The organism is Bradyrhizobium sp. AZCC 2262, from assembly GCF_036924535.1.
In the GTDB taxonomy this organism is placed as follows: domain Bacteria; phylum Pseudomonadota; class Alphaproteobacteria; order Rhizobiales; family Xanthobacteraceae; genus Bradyrhizobium.
This window is the reverse complement of record NZ_JAZHRT010000001.1, coordinates 3060691-3077739: the sequence shown is the minus strand read 5'-3', so window position 1 is coordinate 3077739 and position 17049 is coordinate 3060691. Positions and strand designations below refer to the sequence as shown.

Sequence of the window (17049 nt, the reverse complement as noted above, 5' to 3'; positions counted from 1 at the left end):
GCGTAGGGGCGGGATCGTACGGTAACGATGGGGTCGATCGACAGGTACATTTTCCGCACGACGCTCGCGTCGTTTGCGCTTGTCCTGGTCAGCCTCACCGGCGTGATCTGGATTACGCAGGCGTTGCGCGGCATCGACCTGATGACCAGCCAGGGCCAGACCATCATCACCTTCCTCGGCATCACCAGCCTGGTGATTCCTGCGCTTGTTCTGGTCATTGCGCCGATCGCGCTGATGATCGCGATCTCACACACGCTGAACAAGCTCGCCACCGATTCCGAAATCATCGTGATGAATGCCGCCGGCTTTTCCCCATACCGGCTGTTCCGCCCGTTTTTCTTCGCCACTTGTGTCGTGGCGATGCTGGTCACCTTCATTGGCGCCTATCTCGCTCCGGACGGCCTGCGCCGGATCAAGCAATGGGACGCCGAGATCACGGCCGACGTGCTGACCAACATCCTGCAGCCCGGACGTTTCGCCCAGCTCGACCAGAACCTGACGATTCGCATCCGGGAACGGCAGCCGGGCGGCGTGCTCGCCGGAATCTTCGTCGACGACCGCCGCGATCCCAAGGAGCGCGTCACCATCATTGCCGACCACGGCACGGTGCTGAAGAACGAGAGCGGCTCCTATCTGGTGCTGGAGGACGGCAACCTCGAACGTTTCGAGGCGGGAAAGCGCGATCCGGCGCTGGTGGCTTTCGCCCGCTATGCCTTCGACATGTCGAAATTCTCCAATCGCGGCCGCGACGTCGCCCTGGGAATTCGCGAACGCTATCTCTGGGAGCTGGTTTCGGCCTCGGACGACGATGCTACGTTCAAGCAGCTGTCCGGGCAATTTTACGCCGAGCTGCATGACCGGTTCTTGTCGCCGGTCTATCCCTTCGCGTTCGCGGTGCTGACCTTCGCGTTTCTCGGCACGCCGCGCACCACGCGCCAGAGCCGCAATTTTTCGATCGGCGGATCGATCCTCGCAGTGTTCGGGCTGCGCATGGCGGGATTCGCCCTATCCGTAATGACGGTGAAGACGCCGATGATGGCTCTCGTCCAGTATTTGATGCTGTTCGGTGCGATCGGCGTCGGGCTGTGGATGATTATCGGCGGCATTGTGGTGGAGCCGCCGGCGGCGCTGATGGAAGCCATCAACAGGTCGAACGCACGCCTCGCGCGGCTCTTTGGACGGCCGGCCACAGCATGAGCATGATGACCAACACGCTCGGGCGATACTTTGCCGGCCGCTTCCTGATTTCGGCGGTGGGCGTGTTTGCGAGCATTTTCGTGCTGCTGGTGCTGGTCGATTACATCGAAATGGTCCGCAAGACCTCCGGGCTGGTATCGGCATCCGCGATCACGGTGGCGCAGACGTCGCTGTACCGCGTGCCGCAACTGCTCGAAAAGCTGATGCCGTTCTGCGTGCTGATCGGCGCTATGACCTGCTATCTCGCGTTGTCGCGGCGGCTCGAACTGGTGGTCGCACGTGCGGCCGGCGTCTCCGCCTGGCAGTTCATCTCGCCGGCGCTGGCAAGCGCGATCATCCTCGGCACTGTGGCGACCGTTGCCTACAACCCGATGTCGGCGAACCTGCGCGAACTCTCCAAGCGGATGGAGGCCGAACTGTTCGGCTCGGCGCCCGGCGGCGGCATCCAGGATGCTTCCGGTTTCTGGCTCAACCAGATCAACAGCGACGGCCAGTCGATCATCAATGCGGCGCGCAGCGAGCAGCAGGGCGTCCGGCTGACCGGACTGACCGTGTTCCGGTTCGACCCCGATCTCCAGTTCAAGGAACGAATCGAAGCCCGCGAAGCCACCCTCGAGGAAGGCCGCTGGGCCTTCAAATCGGTACGCCGGTACTCCCTGGATAAACCTCCGGTTGATCAGGAGAACTATTACCTCTCGACCACCCTCACCCCGGCCCAGGTCCGCAACAGTTTCTCCACCCCAGAAACCGTGTCTTTTTGGCAACTTCCTGGCTATATCCGCTCTTCCGAAAGCTCGGGCTTCGCGACCGCAGGCTACCGTCTGCAGTACCATAAGCTCATCGCACAGCCATTTTTGCTGGCTGCAATGGTGATGTTGGCGGCTTCCGTGAGCCTTCGCTTCTTCCGGATGGGCGGCGTGCAAAAGATGGTTTTGAGTGGCGTGGGCGCAGGCTTTCTGCTCTACGTTCTATCGAAAGTTACTGAGGATTTGAGCAAGGCTGAGTTGATGCATCCGATCGCTGCGGCGTGGTTGCCCGTCTGTGTGGGTGGCCTCACCGGCTTTTTGGCCTTGTTGTACCAGGAGGACGGGTAGTGGCCGTTGTCGCCGCCCGCCAATTGAGGTCGCCTGCGTTCAGGCGGCGCATTGACGTGCGCCGCTATCGAGCCCGCATGGCAGCCTTTGGCGTCCCTATGTTTGCGCTGCTCGCCGGATTCGTTTTCGCGGGCTCGCTGGAGCTTGCCCTGACGGTGCCGGCTTCGGCGCAAAGCTTCACGTATAATCCGCGGCCGCCCAAGCCGCCGCCGCGCCCCGTCACCAATGACGGCAAGATGACCGTGCAAGCGGTCGAGGTGGACTACGACTACAACAACCAGCGCGTGTCGGCGGTCGGCAACGTGCAGATGTTCTACAACGGCACCAGCGTCGAGGCCGACAAGGTCATCTATGACCAGAAGACCAAGCGGCTGCATGCGGAAGGCAACATCCGCCTGACCGACGCCGAAGGCAAAGTCACCTACGCCAACGTCATGGATCTGAGCGACGACTACCGCGACGGATTCGTCGATTCGCTGCGCGTTGATACCGCGGACGCGACGCGTATGGCGGCGACGCGCGCCGACCGCTCCGCCGGCAATTACACCGTGTTTGAAAACGGCGTGTATACCGCCTGCGCGCCCTGCAAGGACGATCCGAAGAAGCCGCCGCTGTGGCAGGTCAAGGGTGCGCGGATCATCCACGACCAGACCGACAAGATGCTGTACTTCGAAAACGCGCAGCTCGAGTTCTTCGGCGTGCCGATGGCGTATCTGCCGTATTTCTCGACGCCCGATCCGACCGTCAAGCGCAAGACCGGCTTCCTGATGCCCGGCTACAGCTCGGTTTCGACCTACGGGTTCGGCATGGAGATCCCGTTCTACTGGGCGATCGCGCCGGACTATGACGCGACCTTCAATCCGCGCATCACCACCCGGCAGGGCGTGCTGCTGCAGGGCGAATTCCGCCAGCGCCTGATCGACGGCTCCTACCAGATCCGCGCCTACGGCATCGATCAGCTCGACCCGGGCGCCTACGCCGGCCTGCCCGGCGACCGCCAGTTCCGCGGCGGCGTCGACACCAAAGGCCAGTTCGCGCTCAACGACAAATGGGTTTGGGGCTGGGACGGCGTTCTGCTGTCGGATTACTACTTCTTCTCGGACTACCGGTTGGCCCAGTACAAGGACCCGCTGGGCTCGTTCCTGAGTCTTCCGACGGAAGCCATTTCGCAGCTTTATCTGACCGGCGTCGGCAGCCGCAGCTACTTCGACGCGCGCACGATCTATTATCTGAGCTTCTCCGGCAACCAGAACCAGGTTCCGATAATCTATCCGGTGGTCGACTACAACAACGTGATCAACCACCCGATCTTTGGCGGCGAATTCAGCTACAAGACCAACTTCACCAACCTCTCGCGTGACACGGCGGCCTTCGACCCGATCACGACACTGGCCAACACCGCCAGCCTGTGCACAACGACGTCCGCCGATCCACTGGCGCGGACGCCGTCGCAATGCCTGTTGCGCGGCTTCCCCGGCACTTACACGCGCCTGACGGCCGAGGCGCAATGGCGGAAGTCGTACACCGATCCGTTCGGTCAAATCTGGACACCGTTTGCGATTCTGCGCGCCGACGCCATCAATTCCTCGGTTTCGAACCAGCCGGGTGTTTCGAATTTCCTTCCTGTCGGCGACACCCAGGCGCTGCGCCCAATGCCGGCCGTCGGCCTCGAATATCGCTATCCCTTCATCAACGTTCAGCCCTGGGGCACCACCACGATCGAGCCGATGGCGCAGATCATCGCCCGTCCCAACGAGACCTACGCCGGCAAGCTGCCCAACGAAGACGCCCAGAGCATGGTGTTCGACGCCAGCAACCTGTTCGCGGTCGACAAGTTCTCGGGCTACGACCGCGTCGAAGGCGGCGGCCGCGCCAATGTCGGCGTCCAGGCGACCACGCAGTTCGACCGCGGCGGCAGCGTCAACGTGCTGTTCGGACAATCCTACCAGTTGTTCGGCCTGAATTCGTATGCGGTGAAGGACGCGACTAACACCGGCCTCGATTCCGGCCTGCAGAACGCCCGCTCCGACTACGTCGCCCGCATCAATTATTCGCCGAACCGGACCTATACGTTCAGCGTGCGCACGCGCATGGACGAGGCGACGCAGAACCTCAACCGCTTCGAAGCCGAAGGACGCGCCGCGTTCGACCGCTGGTCGGTGAGCATGATTTACGGCAATTATGCCGCGCAGCCGGAACTCGGCTATCTGACCCGGCGCGAAGGCCTGCTCGGCAGCGCCTCGGTCAAGGTGGCGTCGAACTGGGTCGTGTCGGGCTCGGCACGGTGGGACCTTGAAGCCAACAAGCTGAACCAGTACGTCGTTGGCGCCGGCTACGTGGACGACTGCTTCGTGCTGGCGGCCAATTACGTCACATCCTACCAATACTCCGCCGGGACGACCCCGCCGGTGCTCAGCCACGCATTCATGCTGCAGATCGGCTTGCGGACCCTCGCGAATTCGTCCTCGTCCGCCGGCAGCAGCGGTATTCAGTAGCGTGAGGCGCAATCTTGCCGGAGAGTACCCAGCGCAACGCGGTACGAGTTGGTTGATACGGCTGACATGACCATGACGACCATCAAGCTCTTTCCTCGCCGATTCTGGTCCCTGACCGCCGGCTGCGCCGTGACGCTTGCCGTGCTGGCCGGCGGCGTTTCGCCGTTGCCGGCGCAGTCCATTGCCTGCATGGTCGGCGGCGAACCCATCACCACTCTCGATATCGAGCAGCGCACCAAGCTCAACTTCCTGACTACGCGCAAACAGATGTCCAAGCAGGAAGTGCTCGACGAACTGATCAACGAAAAGGTGAAGATCAAGGAAGCCAAGAGGTACGGCGTCGATCCTTCCGCCAGCGATATGGACCAATCCTTTGCGGGGATGGCCCAGCGGATGCGTATCACACCCGAACAGCTCGCCAAATCCCTGGAAAGCCAGGGTGTCCGGCCGGAATCGCTGAAGGCCCGCCTCAAGGCCGAGATGGTCTGGGGCAGTCTGGTGCGCGGCCGCTTCAAGGAGAGTCTCCAGGTCGGCGAGAAGGACGTCAACGACGCCGCCCAGGGCAGCGGCGAAGCAACCCAGGCCGATGCGTTCGAATACAAGCTGCAGCCGATCGTGCTGATCGTGCCGCGCGGCTCGGCTCCGTCGTCGGTCGACCTGCGGCGCAAGGAGGCGGAATCCCTGCGTGAACGCGTGCAGACCTGCGAACAGGCCAACTCCTACTTCAAGTCGATGCAGAACGCCGCGATCCGCGACACCGTCACCAAGACCTCGGCCGACATTCCCGGCCCGCTTCGTGAACTCCTGGACAAGACGCCGATCGGTCACCTGACCCCGCCCGAAATCACCAAACAGGGCGTGGAGATGGTGGCATTGTGCGAACGGAAGCCGACCAAGGTCGACACGCCGAAGAAGCGGGAAATCCGTGAAAAGATGTTCACCCAGAAATACGAGGCAAAGTCGAAGGCCTATCTGAATGACATCCGCAAGGCCGCAATGATCGAATGTCGTTGATGCATGGCAAAGCCCCTCGCGCTGACATCCGGCGAGCCCGCGGGCATCGGCCCCGACATCGCCATCGCGGCGTGGCTGCGGCGTAACGAGCTCGACCTCCCGCCATTCTATCTACTTGGCGATCGCGCGTTCTTCGCCGAGCGCGCGAAAATTCTGGGATTGCAAATCGAGCTCGCCGATGTCGCGCCGGAGGATACGGGCGCGGCGTTCGCGAAAGCATTACCCGTCGTCGCAACGGGCGAGATAGCTACCGCCCGCCCCGGACAGCCCGACGAAACCAGCGCCAACGCCGCTCTCGCCTCCATTCGCCAGGCCGTCGAGCATGTCATGCGAGGGCGAGCCGGCGCCGTCGTCACCAACCCGATCGCCAAGAGCGTGCTGTACCGCGCCGGCTTCCGCCATCCCGGCCACACCGAGTTTCTTGCCGAGCTTGCCGCCAATGGCGGCCGTCCACCGCAGCCGGTGATGATGCTGTGGTCGCCGGCGCTCGCCGTCGTTCCCGTCACCATCCACCTTTCGCTGCGCGAGGCGCTGACCCAGCTCACGAGCGAGCTGATCGTGACGACGGCCCGGATCGCGGTCGCGGACCTGAAAGCGCATTTCGGCCTTAGCCGGCCGCGCCTTGCGATATCGGGCCTCAATCCGCATGCCGGCGAAGACGGCTCGCTCGGCCGCGAAGACATCGACATCGTAGCACCCGCGATCGAAACGCTGCGCGCCGACGGCATCGACGCCAGGGGTCCCTTGCCGGCGGACACCATGTTCCACCCCGCGGCGCGCAACACCTACGACTGCGCCATCTGCATGTATCACGACCAGGCGCTGATCCCGATCAAGACGATCGCGTTCGAGGATGCCGTCAACGTCACACTGGGCCTGCCGTTCATTCGCACCTCGCCGGACCACGGAACGGCCTTCGACATTGCCGGCAGCGGCAAGGCCAACCCGTCGAGTCTTGCCGCCGCCTTGCGGCTCGCCGCGCGCATGGCGGCAATCAAGCCTTCATGAGCGCGATCGACGATCTGCCGCCACTGCGCGACGTCATTCGCGAACATTCCCTTTCGGCGCGCAAATCCCTCGGCCAGAATTTCCTGCTCGACCTCAACCTCACCGCCCGGATTGCACGCGCCGCGGGGCCGCTCGAAGGCGCCACTGTCATAGAGGTCGGCCCCGGTCCCGGCGGGCTGACGCGCGCGCTGCTGGCGCTGGGCGCCAGACGCGTTATCGCGGTCGAACGCGACGAGCGCGCGCTGGCCCCGCTGGATTATATCGCCAGGCGTTATCCCGGCCGGCTCGATATCGTGCATGCCGACGCGCAACGCTTCGATCCCCGCCCGATGCTGGGCGGCGAGCCGGCAAAAATCGTTGCCAACCTCCCCTACAACATCGCGACGCAATTATTGGTGGACTGGCTCTCGATCGAGCCATGGCCGCCCTGGTACGACATGATGGTGCTGATGTTTCAGCGCGAGGTCGCCGAGCGGATCGTCGCAAGCGAGAATGACGAGGCCTATGGCCGGCTGGCCGTGCTCGCCAACTGGCGCGCCGAGACCAAAATCCTGTTCGACATTTCGCCGGCCGCGTTCGTACCGCAGCCCAAGGTGACCTCCTCGGTGGTGCGGCTGGTGCCGCGCGAAGCACCCGAGCCGTGCGACCGCCGCGCCCTCGAACAGGTGGCGGCCGCGGCCTTCGGCCAGCGCCGCAAGATGCTGCGGCAGAGCCTCAAATCGCTGTCGGTCGATCCGGCCCGGCTGGCCGGGGCCGCGGCAGTCGACGCCACGCGGCGGGCCGAGACGATCCCGGTCTCGGGCTTTGTTGCCATGGCCCGTGAATTGACCGATATACGAAACACAAAACCCCAAACGCCCTGAACAAGGGGCTGTTATCCAAGGAGTAAATGCCATGGCGCTGATGCGTCGCCAGTCGCTGGTCAAATTCGATGCGCCGTTGTGCGAAACCATCGTCGACACACCGAAGCCGCAAGGCCGCGAAGTCCTCGTCCGGATCGAACGCTGCGGTCTGTGCCATTCCGACCTGCACATCCAGGACGGCTATGCTGACTTGGGCGGCGGCAAGCGGCTCGACACCACGCGCGGCATGACGCTTCCGTTTACGCTCGGGCACGAGATCGCAGGCGTCGTCGATGAAGTCGGTCCCGATGCCTCAAAAGACCTGATCGGAAAGAAGCAGGCGGTATTCCCCTGGATCGGCTGCGGCCAGTGCCGCGACTGTGCCAATGGCGACGAAAACCTCTGCGTCAAGCAGCGCTTCCTCGGCGTCTCCATCGACGGCGGTTTTGCCACCCATGTGCTGGTGCCCGACGCGAAGTACCTGCTGGATTACGATCCGCTGCCGGTCAACCAGGCGGCGACGCTGATGTGCTCGGGCGTGACCGCCTATGGCGCACTGAAGCGGCTGGTCGACCGTCCACGGCAGCGCAATCTGTTGCTGATCGGGCTCGGCGGCGTCGGCATGATGGGGCTTTCGTTCGCACAGGCGATGTTCAAGCAGAACATCACGGTCGCCGATCTCAGCCCCGCCGCGCGCGAGACCGCGCTGAAGAACGGCGCGGCCGTCGCCTACGACCCGGCCGAGCCCGAAGTCGTCAGGCGCATCCTCAAGGAGACCGAGGGCGGCTTCGATGGCGTCGTCGATTTTGCAGGCAACGAGAAATCAATGGCGTTCGCTGTTGCGACAGTTGCACGTGGCGGCAAGGTCGTGGTCTCCGGCCTGATGGGCGGCAACTTCAGCCTGCCGATGGTGCAATGGGTCTACAAGCGCATGACCATCGAAGGCTTCATGGTCGGCACACTCGCCGAGGCCAAGGAACTGATGGCGCTGGCGCGCGCCGGCAAGATCAAGCCGACGCCGATGAAGGAAGAGCCGATGGCCGACGTCCAGAAATGGATCGACGAATTGCGGGCCGGGAAAGTCGTGGGACGGATCGTGCTGAAGAACTGAGGTCGATGTCCGCGAAGCAGCAACGCCTTGGCTCAGTGTGAAATACCATCGCACGCGCCGGGAAGACTTCCTCCACATTGCCTGGCGCGCTGATCACCATTTTCAGCGGCGTGGCCGACACGGCGGGACGTGCTGACCGCGTTGTCTCGGTCGCGACATAACGGAACCTGGAGACGGAACAACCGGAGTTGTGACCACGATCACATGGATCGGTCGACTTCTGGCGCATTGTAGCGGCGCTATTGATATCCGTTGAGGTCCGGATGCACTGCACGAATTGCGCAGCCGAAGTCCCGGAGAAAAGGAAATTCTGTGGGCGGTGCGGAGCGGTAGCCGTGCGACGCTGCCCGGCCTGCGGCGTTGCAAACCCGGCCCGAAACAAGTTTTGCGGCGACTGCGGAACGAAATTACGCGTGGATTCTCCCGCGGTGGTCCCGACGGCACGGGATGCGCGCCCGATCGAGCGCCGGCAGCTTACGGTACTGTTTTGCGACCTGGTCGGATCGACTGCGCTCTCCGCGGGGCTCGATCCCGAAGACTTCGGCGCCATCATCACCGGCTACCGGCGCTGCATTACTGAAACCGTTGCCGGCTTCGACGGTTTTGTCGCGCGACATCATGGCGACGGTGCGGTGGTATATTTTGGCTATCCTCATGCGCACGAAGATGACGCGGAGCGCGCCGTTCAGGCCAGCCTTGCAATAGTGCAGGCGGTCGCCGCCCTGCCCACGAAAGAAAAACTGAGCGCGCGCATCGGTGTTGCCACGGGCGTCGCGTTGGTCGGCGACATGTCGGACAGCGCGATTTCCGAGGAGCATGGTATCCTCGGCGACACCCCGAATCTTGCCGCTCGGCTGCAATCGCTCGCACAACCCGGCGCCGTTGTTATCTCGGGTCGCACAAAGACGATCGCGGGACCGCAATTCGAGTATCTCGATCTCGGCAAAGTCGAGATCAAGGGATTCACAAAGCCAGTTGCTGCCTGGCAGGTCGCCGGCAAGACAGCCGTGACCAGCCGATCGCACGCTCTCCAAAGTAGCGATTTGCTGCCGCTGATCGGTCGTGATGAAGAAATGAAGCTGCTTCTGCGCCGGTGGGAGCAGGTCAAGAGTGGCGAAGGTCAGGTGGTGCTGCTTTCTGGTGAAGCCGGAATCGGCAAATCACGGCTCACCGTTGCGCTGCTGGAACAGCTTGCTCGCGAGCCGCACATACGCCTGCGTTGCTTCTGCTCGCCGCAGCATACCGACAGTATGCTCTATCCGGTGATCGGCGAGATGTTGCGCGCCGCTCGCTTTGCTCACGATGACAGCCAGCAAGTGAAAACGGACAAGCTTGACGCGCTGCTGGCGCAAAGCTCGACGCCGCCCGAGGATGCGGCACTGTTTGCCGAAATGCTGTCGCTGCCCAACGATGGACGCTACCCTCAGGTTGAAGTTGAGCCACAGCTCCGTCGTCAGAAAACGCTGGAAGCGCTTGCTTCACAACTCGAGGCGCTGGCGCGGATCAATCCCGTGCTGGTGATTTTCGAAGATGCGCATTGGGCCGATCCAACGAGCCTCGAATTGTTCGCCCAGACGGCGGACCTGGCCGTGAGCCACCGGCTCTTGATACTCGTTACTTTCAGGCCGGAATTCAGCCCACCCGTGATCGGACGGCCGCACGTGACGGAGCTGGCCCTGCATCGACTGGCGCCGTGCGACATCGATTTCCTGATCGAGAGAATCGTCGGCAGCCGATCGTTGCCGGCGGGCGTCCGGCAGGACATCATCGAGCGCACCGACGGCATTCCGCTGTTCGCCGAGGAGATAACCAAGGCGGTGCTGGACGCGGAGGGTGAGAGTGATGCGCAGCGGGCCCGCGCAGGGGGACCAACGCCCGTTGCGGCGGTTCCGGCAAGCCTGCAGGCTTCGCTGATGTCGCGGCTCGATCGGCTCGGGCCGGCGAAGAACGTGGCGCAGGTCGGCGCAGCGATCGGCCGGGCATTTCCCCACAAGTTGCTGGCCGCGCTCGTGCGAAAGCCAAAGGAAGAACTGGACGCCGACCTCGATCGGCTCATTGCGGCAGGCTTGTTGTTTCGGCACGGCACCCCGCCATATGCGCGCTACCTGTTCAAGCATGCGCTGGTGCAGGACGCAGCCTATAGTACGCTGCTGCGGGGGCCAAGGCGCGTGCTGCACGCCCGCATCGCCGAAATCCTCGAAAGTCAGTTCGCGGAAATCGCCGAGAGTCAGCCCGAGCTGCTGGCGCGTCACTACGCAAAGGCCGACCTGACAGAAAAGTCAGCGCGCCAGTGGGGCAAGGCGGGACAGCGATCACAGGAGCGCTCGGCGCTGGTCGAAGCCGCGGAACAGCTCAGCCACGCTCTGGCGCAAATCGCAACCTTGCCCAGTACGCCCGATCTGCGGCGCGAGCAGATCATTTTACAGGTCGCGCTGTTGAACACGCTCATGCATGTCAAAGGGTATGGCGCGCCGGAAACGAAAGCTGCCGTAGCACAGGTGAGAGCGTTGATCGAGCAAGCGGAACGGCTCGGAGAACCTCCCGATGATCCTTCGTTGCTGCTCTCAGCTCTGTTTGGCCAGTGGATCGTCAATTTCATAAACTTCAACGGTGACGTTGCGCACAGGCTCGCTGCGCGGTTTCTGGCGCTTGGCGAGAAGGACGGAGCGGCGGTACCGCTCATGATTGGACACCGCACCATGGCGAGTACGCTCGCGCTGATGGGGGACCTCGTTGAGGCCCGAGCGCACTACGATGAAGCGCTCGCCCTTTACCGCCCCGCCGAGCACCGGCGATTGATGACGCGATTTGGCCAGGACCTCCGGGTGACGTGCCTGGCCTTTCGTTCAATGGCCTTGTGGCTGCTCGGTTATCCCGAGGCTGCGCTCCACGATGCGGATTGCGCGTTGATGGAAGCGCGCCAGATTGAGCATGCCGCCACTCTGATGTTTACGCTGAATTTCCCGATTCTTGTGAATACCTATTGCGGAAATTACCACGCGGCAAACGAGCATCTCAAAGAGCTTGTCGTGCTGGCCGAGGAGAAAGGCGCCCCGTTCCGAAAGGCGGAGGGCGTGTTACGGCGGGGCTATATCCTGACCCTCACCGGAGCCACGAAGGCGGTCGAGATCGTCACGTCGGGTATTGATTTATGGCGATCGGCCGGATCGACGATATTTACGCCGGAGCAGGAATTCATGTTGGCAATCGCCCACGCAGATTCAGGCCAATTCGATGATGCCTGGCGCTGCATCGGCGAGGCAATGACGGCGATGCAAGCAACCAGGGAAAGATGGTGCGAGGCTGAGGCTCATCGCGTTGCCGGTGAAATCGAGCTCAAGTCGCCGCAGCGGGACGTGGCAAAGGCGCAAGCCTGTTTCGAACGTGCCCTGACCCTTGCGCGAGCCCAGCAGGCAAAGTCGTGGGAATTGCGCGCGGCCACGAGCCTGGCGCGGCTCTTGAGCGATCAGGGAAAACGGCAAACGGCACGCGAGCTCCTCGCGCCTGTCTACGATTGGTTCACCGAAGGATTTGACACAAGCGATCTTCGAAAGGCCAAGGCCTTGCTCGGCGAGCTTCATTGAGCGCCACAAGCTACTCCAGGAACTAGTTCTCGCAGCGAGAGCTTCGCGGTCTCACCACGCAGCCGCCTGCTTCTTGTTGCGCGGCAGGAAGGGCTTGAGCGGCCGCTTGATCGCGCCCGCGCAGGCACGGATTTCGGTCTTGCCGCCGTCGGTCCAGGTCTGCGTGCCCTTGAGCTTGGCGCTGCGCCGCACGAAGCTGCCGCTGTATTTCGCCTCGTACTGTCGGCTGCCGCTTTTCCAGGTGCCCTGAAGCTGGATTTTCTGGCCGTCGACTGTACCAGTGCCCTGCTCGGCTACGGCTTCGACCGCTGTGTTGCGCAGCCGCACCACGTGATTGTAGCGCGCAGCGCCGCTGGAAATCGTGACCTGGATCGCCTCGCGCATCTTGTTGCTGGTAAACGGGAGCTTGTCGCACACCATTGTGCCGCGATAGGTCGCGTCGAGCACTTCCGCGGCGACGGGCTTGCCCATCGCCGCCATCATCGCCGCCGCCAGCACCACACGCCCCACCCGCACCATTGCCGCCCCTCTTTGAGTTTTCGTTTCTTGCTGCGCTCCGCCGGTTCAATTCAACCACATCGTACTGGGCTCAACCGGGCACGCCGCCCCGGCGCGCCCGCATCATCGCAATGACAATCGCGCCACGCCTTTACTTGCCGGCGCGCATGATCATGGCTGTGCGGCAGGGCCAGGTGAAACCGGCGGTCCCTGCTCACGACAGGTACAATAAGCTTGCCACTTGATAGAGCGCAAAGGCCAGCTGGCCCATCATGATGACAAGCGCAATCGCGAAGAGATAAAGGCCGTAATACATTGCCGCGTCACCAAAAATTCGAAGAAGGCTTACGCGGAAGCAAAACTCGTTACTTGCAATGATGATTCGCTAACATGATTCAGCTCTGAATCGGCGTCAATCAGATTTTGGCTTTTTTTGGCTTTCTTTGTTTGGCGGACAACGGTGAGTCTTTTTTGCCACGCTTGGGTGAAGCGGTTGATGGGGCTTTGCAGAAATCAAGCATCTCGCCCGCGCTTGGTAGCGGAGCTCCGCCCGGCGTGATCGAACCCACCGATGCCGTCCAGGTCACGCAGCCAGTATCTTGAACCCCCACCATACAACAGCGATGGCAGCGATGATGCAGGCAGCCGTCAGGGCGCGCTCCAGGACATGGATCTTCATTGTTTCCATCCCGTTTTCTTCACTACCCCGCGCGGACGGTATGTGATTCCACGATATGTCGGCAACGTCGGGGTTGCCGAAAGAACGGGCATCGGAGCTCGCCCGGTGTATCACGCTGGTACAGGGGTCGAGGATCATTCGTTTCCGCGACGACTTCAGGACGAAGCGGGACGGCAGATCTTCGCAAAGCGCATAACCCTCGCAGGGCCAAATGGCTAGGATGAAGCCGGCACCAAAAGGGGTCAGCTATGAAGCGCAAAAGTAAACTCCCGATTGCGATAACCACGGCAGGGCTTGTCGTCGTGGGCGGCGCGGCCGTTTACGCGCAGGACAAGTACTCGCTGACTTCGCCGAGCGGAATCGCGTTCTCTGATTTCAGGGGATACGAGGACTGGGCGGTGGTCTCTTCCGCCCGGACCGACGAAGTGCTCAAGGTGATCGTCGCCAATCCGACCATGATCGAGGCGTACAAGGCCGGCGTTCCGAACAACGGACAGCCTTTCCCGGATGGCTCCAAGATCGTGAAGCTTCAGTGGAAGCCGAAGAAGAGCACGGAGGCCCCGTTCGTCGTGGATGTGCCGGACGTCTTCACGCAGGCCTTCGTCATCGAAAAGGACAGCAAGAGATTTCCGCAAAGCGGCGGATGGGGATACGCGCTGTTCAACTACGATGCCGCATCCGACAATTTCACGGCCGATCCCAGTCCCTCGGACTGCGGACACGCGTGCCATGTGGCGGTGAAGGCGAAGGACCACATCTTCCACCCGTACCAGAAGCGTTGAACCCCCGCGCGATTGAGTGCACTTAACCTGTCAGTGATGTCCACAAAGCCGCAACGCAATTGAGTGCACTATCACCGTAATGCCCCACCCGCTCGGCGCTGGGTGAGCCCCGTAACCAGTCGGGGCTTTTGTTTTGGTTGACGTTCTGAAAGAATGCAATCTTTGTTGGACAGGGAGATTACCGTGTTTGAGTATGGAAACGTCGCTGTGGTTGCAGCAATAACTTGGGCCGTTCCTATTGTCTTGGCGGCCGCGCAGTCGAAATGGCCCGAGGCACGTCAGAGATACCCACTCGCAACAGCCGTTCTTATTAGCGGCTTATTTGCTGCCGCCATCAGCTTCTCGTCCATTTTGATTTATGACCGATTCACTGTTCCTAAGAATGTCGTCGTGTTCGCTCACGAGGACGGAAAATGCCCGAGCGGATATAGAGATAATTCGACGGCACTCATTTCAACGTGGAAATCAGCGCCAGAGCGCTTTCAGACCGCGAGAGACATCAACACCACGCAAGGGCCTGTCGCTGATGGAAATTGGCCGTGGGATCACATAAAAATCTGCTTGAAGGAATGAACGCTCACGCTCTGACTCTATTCCGTTCTAATGCAAATTGCTCCAAGTTCAAAGCGACACCTCTAGGTTCAAGGCCCGGAAACCGATGCGGATATGAGATGAATGAGATCAGTTGCACACGGAACTAGAGCCTATGTGGTAGTGCTTCTAGGTTTTCTTTGATTCTTCAATTTTGACTCGATACGCGGAGAGCTCTTTTCAGAATCCCACATATCTTGCGGTGATTGTGGGAAGGGACGCATTACCCAATGGAAATGGATAAGCAGACGTTTTTGAACCTGGCGCCCGAGTACTACATGCTCGCGTTCTTTCAGCATTTGGAATACCCGCAAAATTACTACAGCGAGCGGGGGCTGCTGAAGGACTTCACGTACGCTAGCGAAGACAACGAAGAATATTGCTATCTCGAAAGTGAACCCTTACGGACCGAAGCTTTGCGGCTGCTGCTGAAGCATGACGCGATCAAGATAATTCATGATCCGTTCGGCCCGACACTCTGGCAAAGGGGTGAGGGTTACGATGAGCTACAGCAGTCCCTCTTGGAATCGCCCATAAGTCCTTTCTACAAGGCCCGGATGTCCGGCGAAGAGAGGATGTGGCTGTCGAGTGCGTTGATCAACGTCAACAACTTGGCGCGGCAGTTTAAAATCACGGAGGACGATTTCACCTCCGAGCCGGTTGACGAGTGGGCGCCGATCACAATCAGCCAAAGTGAGCCGGAGGTCGCTAAGGCGGTCAAAGAGTTGGAGGCTGCAACTGAAGCGATCGAGCAGGACAATGGTTATGCAGTCTCGCATCCGCAAGAACGGGACTCGGTCGTCCAGGATCTGAAGAGTGGATTGGAGAAGCTCAAGTCAGAGACGATCAGCGCAGGCTGGGTGCGCAGAACGGTCCAGGCGTTGAAGATCGCGAGCGGGCGGTTCGTAAACACGGTCAAAGGACAGACTATAGACGGCGCGATGCTCGCCATAAAAGAGTTTGTCAAAACACATATGAGCGCGGCTATGGAGTATTTGTGGTCGTTGCTACCCTGATATTGATTCTCGGTCGCCGTTTATCGTAAGCGCGCGTCAGCCTCTTAACGACAAGTCCCGGGCGTCGGCGTATGCTTGAGGACCCGACCAGCGGCAGCTGCAGTCAACCTGCCGTCCTGAATGAGAGAGTACCGTTGATCAACAGTGTTTGCACGCCGACGCTCAATTCGCGCGGACGCACATAGTCTGCCTCGGGCGCGTAGCGAGCAGGGTCAAACACCACGACATCCACGAAATAGCCAGGCCGCGGGTAGCCGCGTCGAGCATCATCCAATGCAAAATTCGCATTGGACGCGAGGTCTGCCCGACGCCTTTCGGCGGATCAGTGTCGGCGCCCCTTCGTCAAGCCGTGGTAGTTTCAGTAACAGTCATTCGATCGACGTCGCGCGCTCGCGCGATTTTCTCTTGCGCCCTCTTCACTGATTTGCCCCACGTGGCAAGAAACTTATTTCACGACCAGTACAGATTTTTCGCTTAACGCGGCACCCAAATCAAACCTACAACTCCCGCTATCCTGTCCCGCAAGAGGGGCGTTGGCCATCGTCACGAACGTTGGGACGGGTTGCGGTGGACGCGGCAGCGTCGGGCGCGAGAGGTGTTCGCAGGGCGGGTCTTCCGTGAGCGGGCACTACCTGCGCAGACGACCGGCGCTTAAACGCTTCAGTCGAAACTTCTTCCGGCAGCATGCGGGCCGGTCGAGGCGGTTGGCTCGAGGAAGCTGCGGACGGCAAAACCGTGTGGTCCTGGCACCCGTGGCTGGTGTCAAGCTGATGGAGATGGTCGAGCCCGACCGGGCCTTCGATCAATCGCTAATCCGTCAGCGACGGAGGCCAGAGGAATTCGGCTCCGGGGAGATCGCGGCATAAGCCGTAAAACCACGGCGCAGGGGAGGCCGGGTGTTCCGGCGCACCTGCGGTCCGCCGTGTGCATTCTTGCGCACGACTGCGGGTGTCATGGGCACCCGGCTTTCCCTGCGCCCTCCGCTTACGAGAGGGCACCGTAGATTTATAACTTCGGGCGCACCCCGCGCCGCGAGACCACAATGTCGTATCCGACACCGGCCGCATCCATCGAAACAACCATACGCGCATCGGAGTACCGACATCACCCTGCCCGATCAGCCCCTGTTGCGGCGCCG

Annotated in this window: 12 protein-coding genes; 11 read left to right on the top strand and 1 reads right to left on the bottom strand. The window is 61.5% G+C overall.

Annotated features, from left to right (window positions below):
• The first annotated feature begins 27 nt into the window (after nucleotides 1-27).
• The 8 genes from lptF to V1283_RS14395 all read left to right on the top strand — a co-directional run bounded on the left by lptF (nucleotide 28) and on the right by V1283_RS14395 (nucleotide 12345).
• Nucleotides 28-1197 (top strand): LPS export ABC transporter permease LptF, encoded by a 1170-nt coding sequence (gene lptF / locus V1283_RS14430; protein WP_334387141.1) that lies wholly within the window; start codon nucleotides 28-30, stop codon nucleotides 1195-1197.
• Complete coding sequence (gene lptG, locus V1283_RS14425; protein ID WP_334387140.1) at nucleotides 1194-2291, top strand: LPS export ABC transporter permease LptG; 1098 nt, start codon at nucleotides 1194-1196, stop codon at nucleotides 2289-2291. The genes lptF and lptG overlap by 4 nt, the downstream gene beginning before the upstream one ends.
• Complete coding sequence (locus V1283_RS14420) at nucleotides 2291-4786, top strand: LPS-assembly protein LptD (RefSeq protein ID WP_442895744.1); 2496 nt, start codon at nucleotides 2291-2293, stop codon at nucleotides 4784-4786. Before lptG ends, V1283_RS14420 begins: the two co-directional genes overlap by 1 nt.
• A gap of 72 nt (nucleotides 4787-4858) precedes the next feature.
• The gene (locus V1283_RS14415; RefSeq protein ID WP_334393058.1) at nucleotides 4859-5800 is read left to right on the top strand and encodes a SurA N-terminal domain-containing protein; all 942 of its coding nucleotides are present in this window, start codon (nucleotides 4859-4861) and stop codon (nucleotides 5798-5800) included.
• A 3-nt stretch (nucleotides 5801-5803) separates the two neighbouring features.
• The gene (gene pdxA, locus V1283_RS14410) at nucleotides 5804-6808 is read left to right on the top strand and encodes a 4-hydroxythreonine-4-phosphate dehydrogenase PdxA (RefSeq protein WP_334387138.1); all 1005 of its coding nucleotides are present in this window, start codon (nucleotides 5804-5806) and stop codon (nucleotides 6806-6808) included.
• Nucleotides 6805-7671 carry a 16S rRNA (adenine(1518)-N(6)/adenine(1519)-N(6))-dimethyltransferase RsmA gene (gene rsmA / locus V1283_RS14405; RefSeq protein WP_334387137.1) on the top strand — a complete coding sequence of 289 codons (867 nt, stop codon included), beginning with the start codon at nucleotides 6805-6807 and terminating at the stop codon, nucleotides 7669-7671. The genes pdxA and rsmA overlap by 4 nt, the downstream gene beginning before the upstream one ends.
• 31 nt (nucleotides 7672-7702) lie before the next feature.
• Nucleotides 7703-8761, top strand: coding sequence for an alcohol dehydrogenase (locus V1283_RS14400; protein ID WP_334387136.1), 1059 nt, complete (start codon nucleotides 7703-7705; stop codon nucleotides 8759-8761).
• 263 nt (nucleotides 8762-9024) lie between these two features.
• Nucleotides 9025-12345 (top strand): adenylate/guanylate cyclase domain-containing protein, encoded by a 3321-nt coding sequence (locus V1283_RS14395; protein WP_334387135.1) that lies wholly within the window; start codon nucleotides 9025-9027, stop codon nucleotides 12343-12345.
• A 51-nt stretch (nucleotides 12346-12396) separates the two neighbouring features.
• On the opposite strand, the gene V1283_RS14390 is transcribed toward V1283_RS14395, so the two are convergent.
• A complete protein-coding gene (locus V1283_RS14390; protein ID WP_334387134.1) occupies nucleotides 12397-12864 on the bottom strand; it encodes a hypothetical protein in 468 nt (155 codons plus the stop codon).
• A 906-nt stretch (nucleotides 12865-13770) separates the two neighbouring features.
• Between V1283_RS14390 and V1283_RS14385 the strand changes: the two genes are divergently transcribed.
• The 3 genes from V1283_RS14385 (at nucleotide 13771) to V1283_RS14375 (ending at nucleotide 15911) form a co-directional block, all read left to right on the top strand.
• Nucleotides 13771-14304 carry a cytochrome P460 family protein gene (locus tag V1283_RS14385; protein WP_334387132.1) on the top strand — a complete coding sequence of 178 codons (534 nt, stop codon included), beginning with the start codon at nucleotides 13771-13773 and terminating at the stop codon, nucleotides 14302-14304.
• Between the two features lie 183 nt (nucleotides 14305-14487).
• Nucleotides 14488-14877 (top strand): hypothetical protein, encoded by a 390-nt coding sequence (locus V1283_RS14380; RefSeq protein WP_334387131.1) that lies wholly within the window; start codon nucleotides 14488-14490, stop codon nucleotides 14875-14877.
• A gap of 248 nt (nucleotides 14878-15125) precedes the next feature.
• A complete protein-coding gene (locus V1283_RS14375) occupies nucleotides 15126-15911 on the top strand; it encodes a hypothetical protein (RefSeq protein WP_334387130.1) in 786 nt (261 codons plus the stop codon).
• Nucleotides 15912-17049: the final 1138 nt, after the last annotated feature.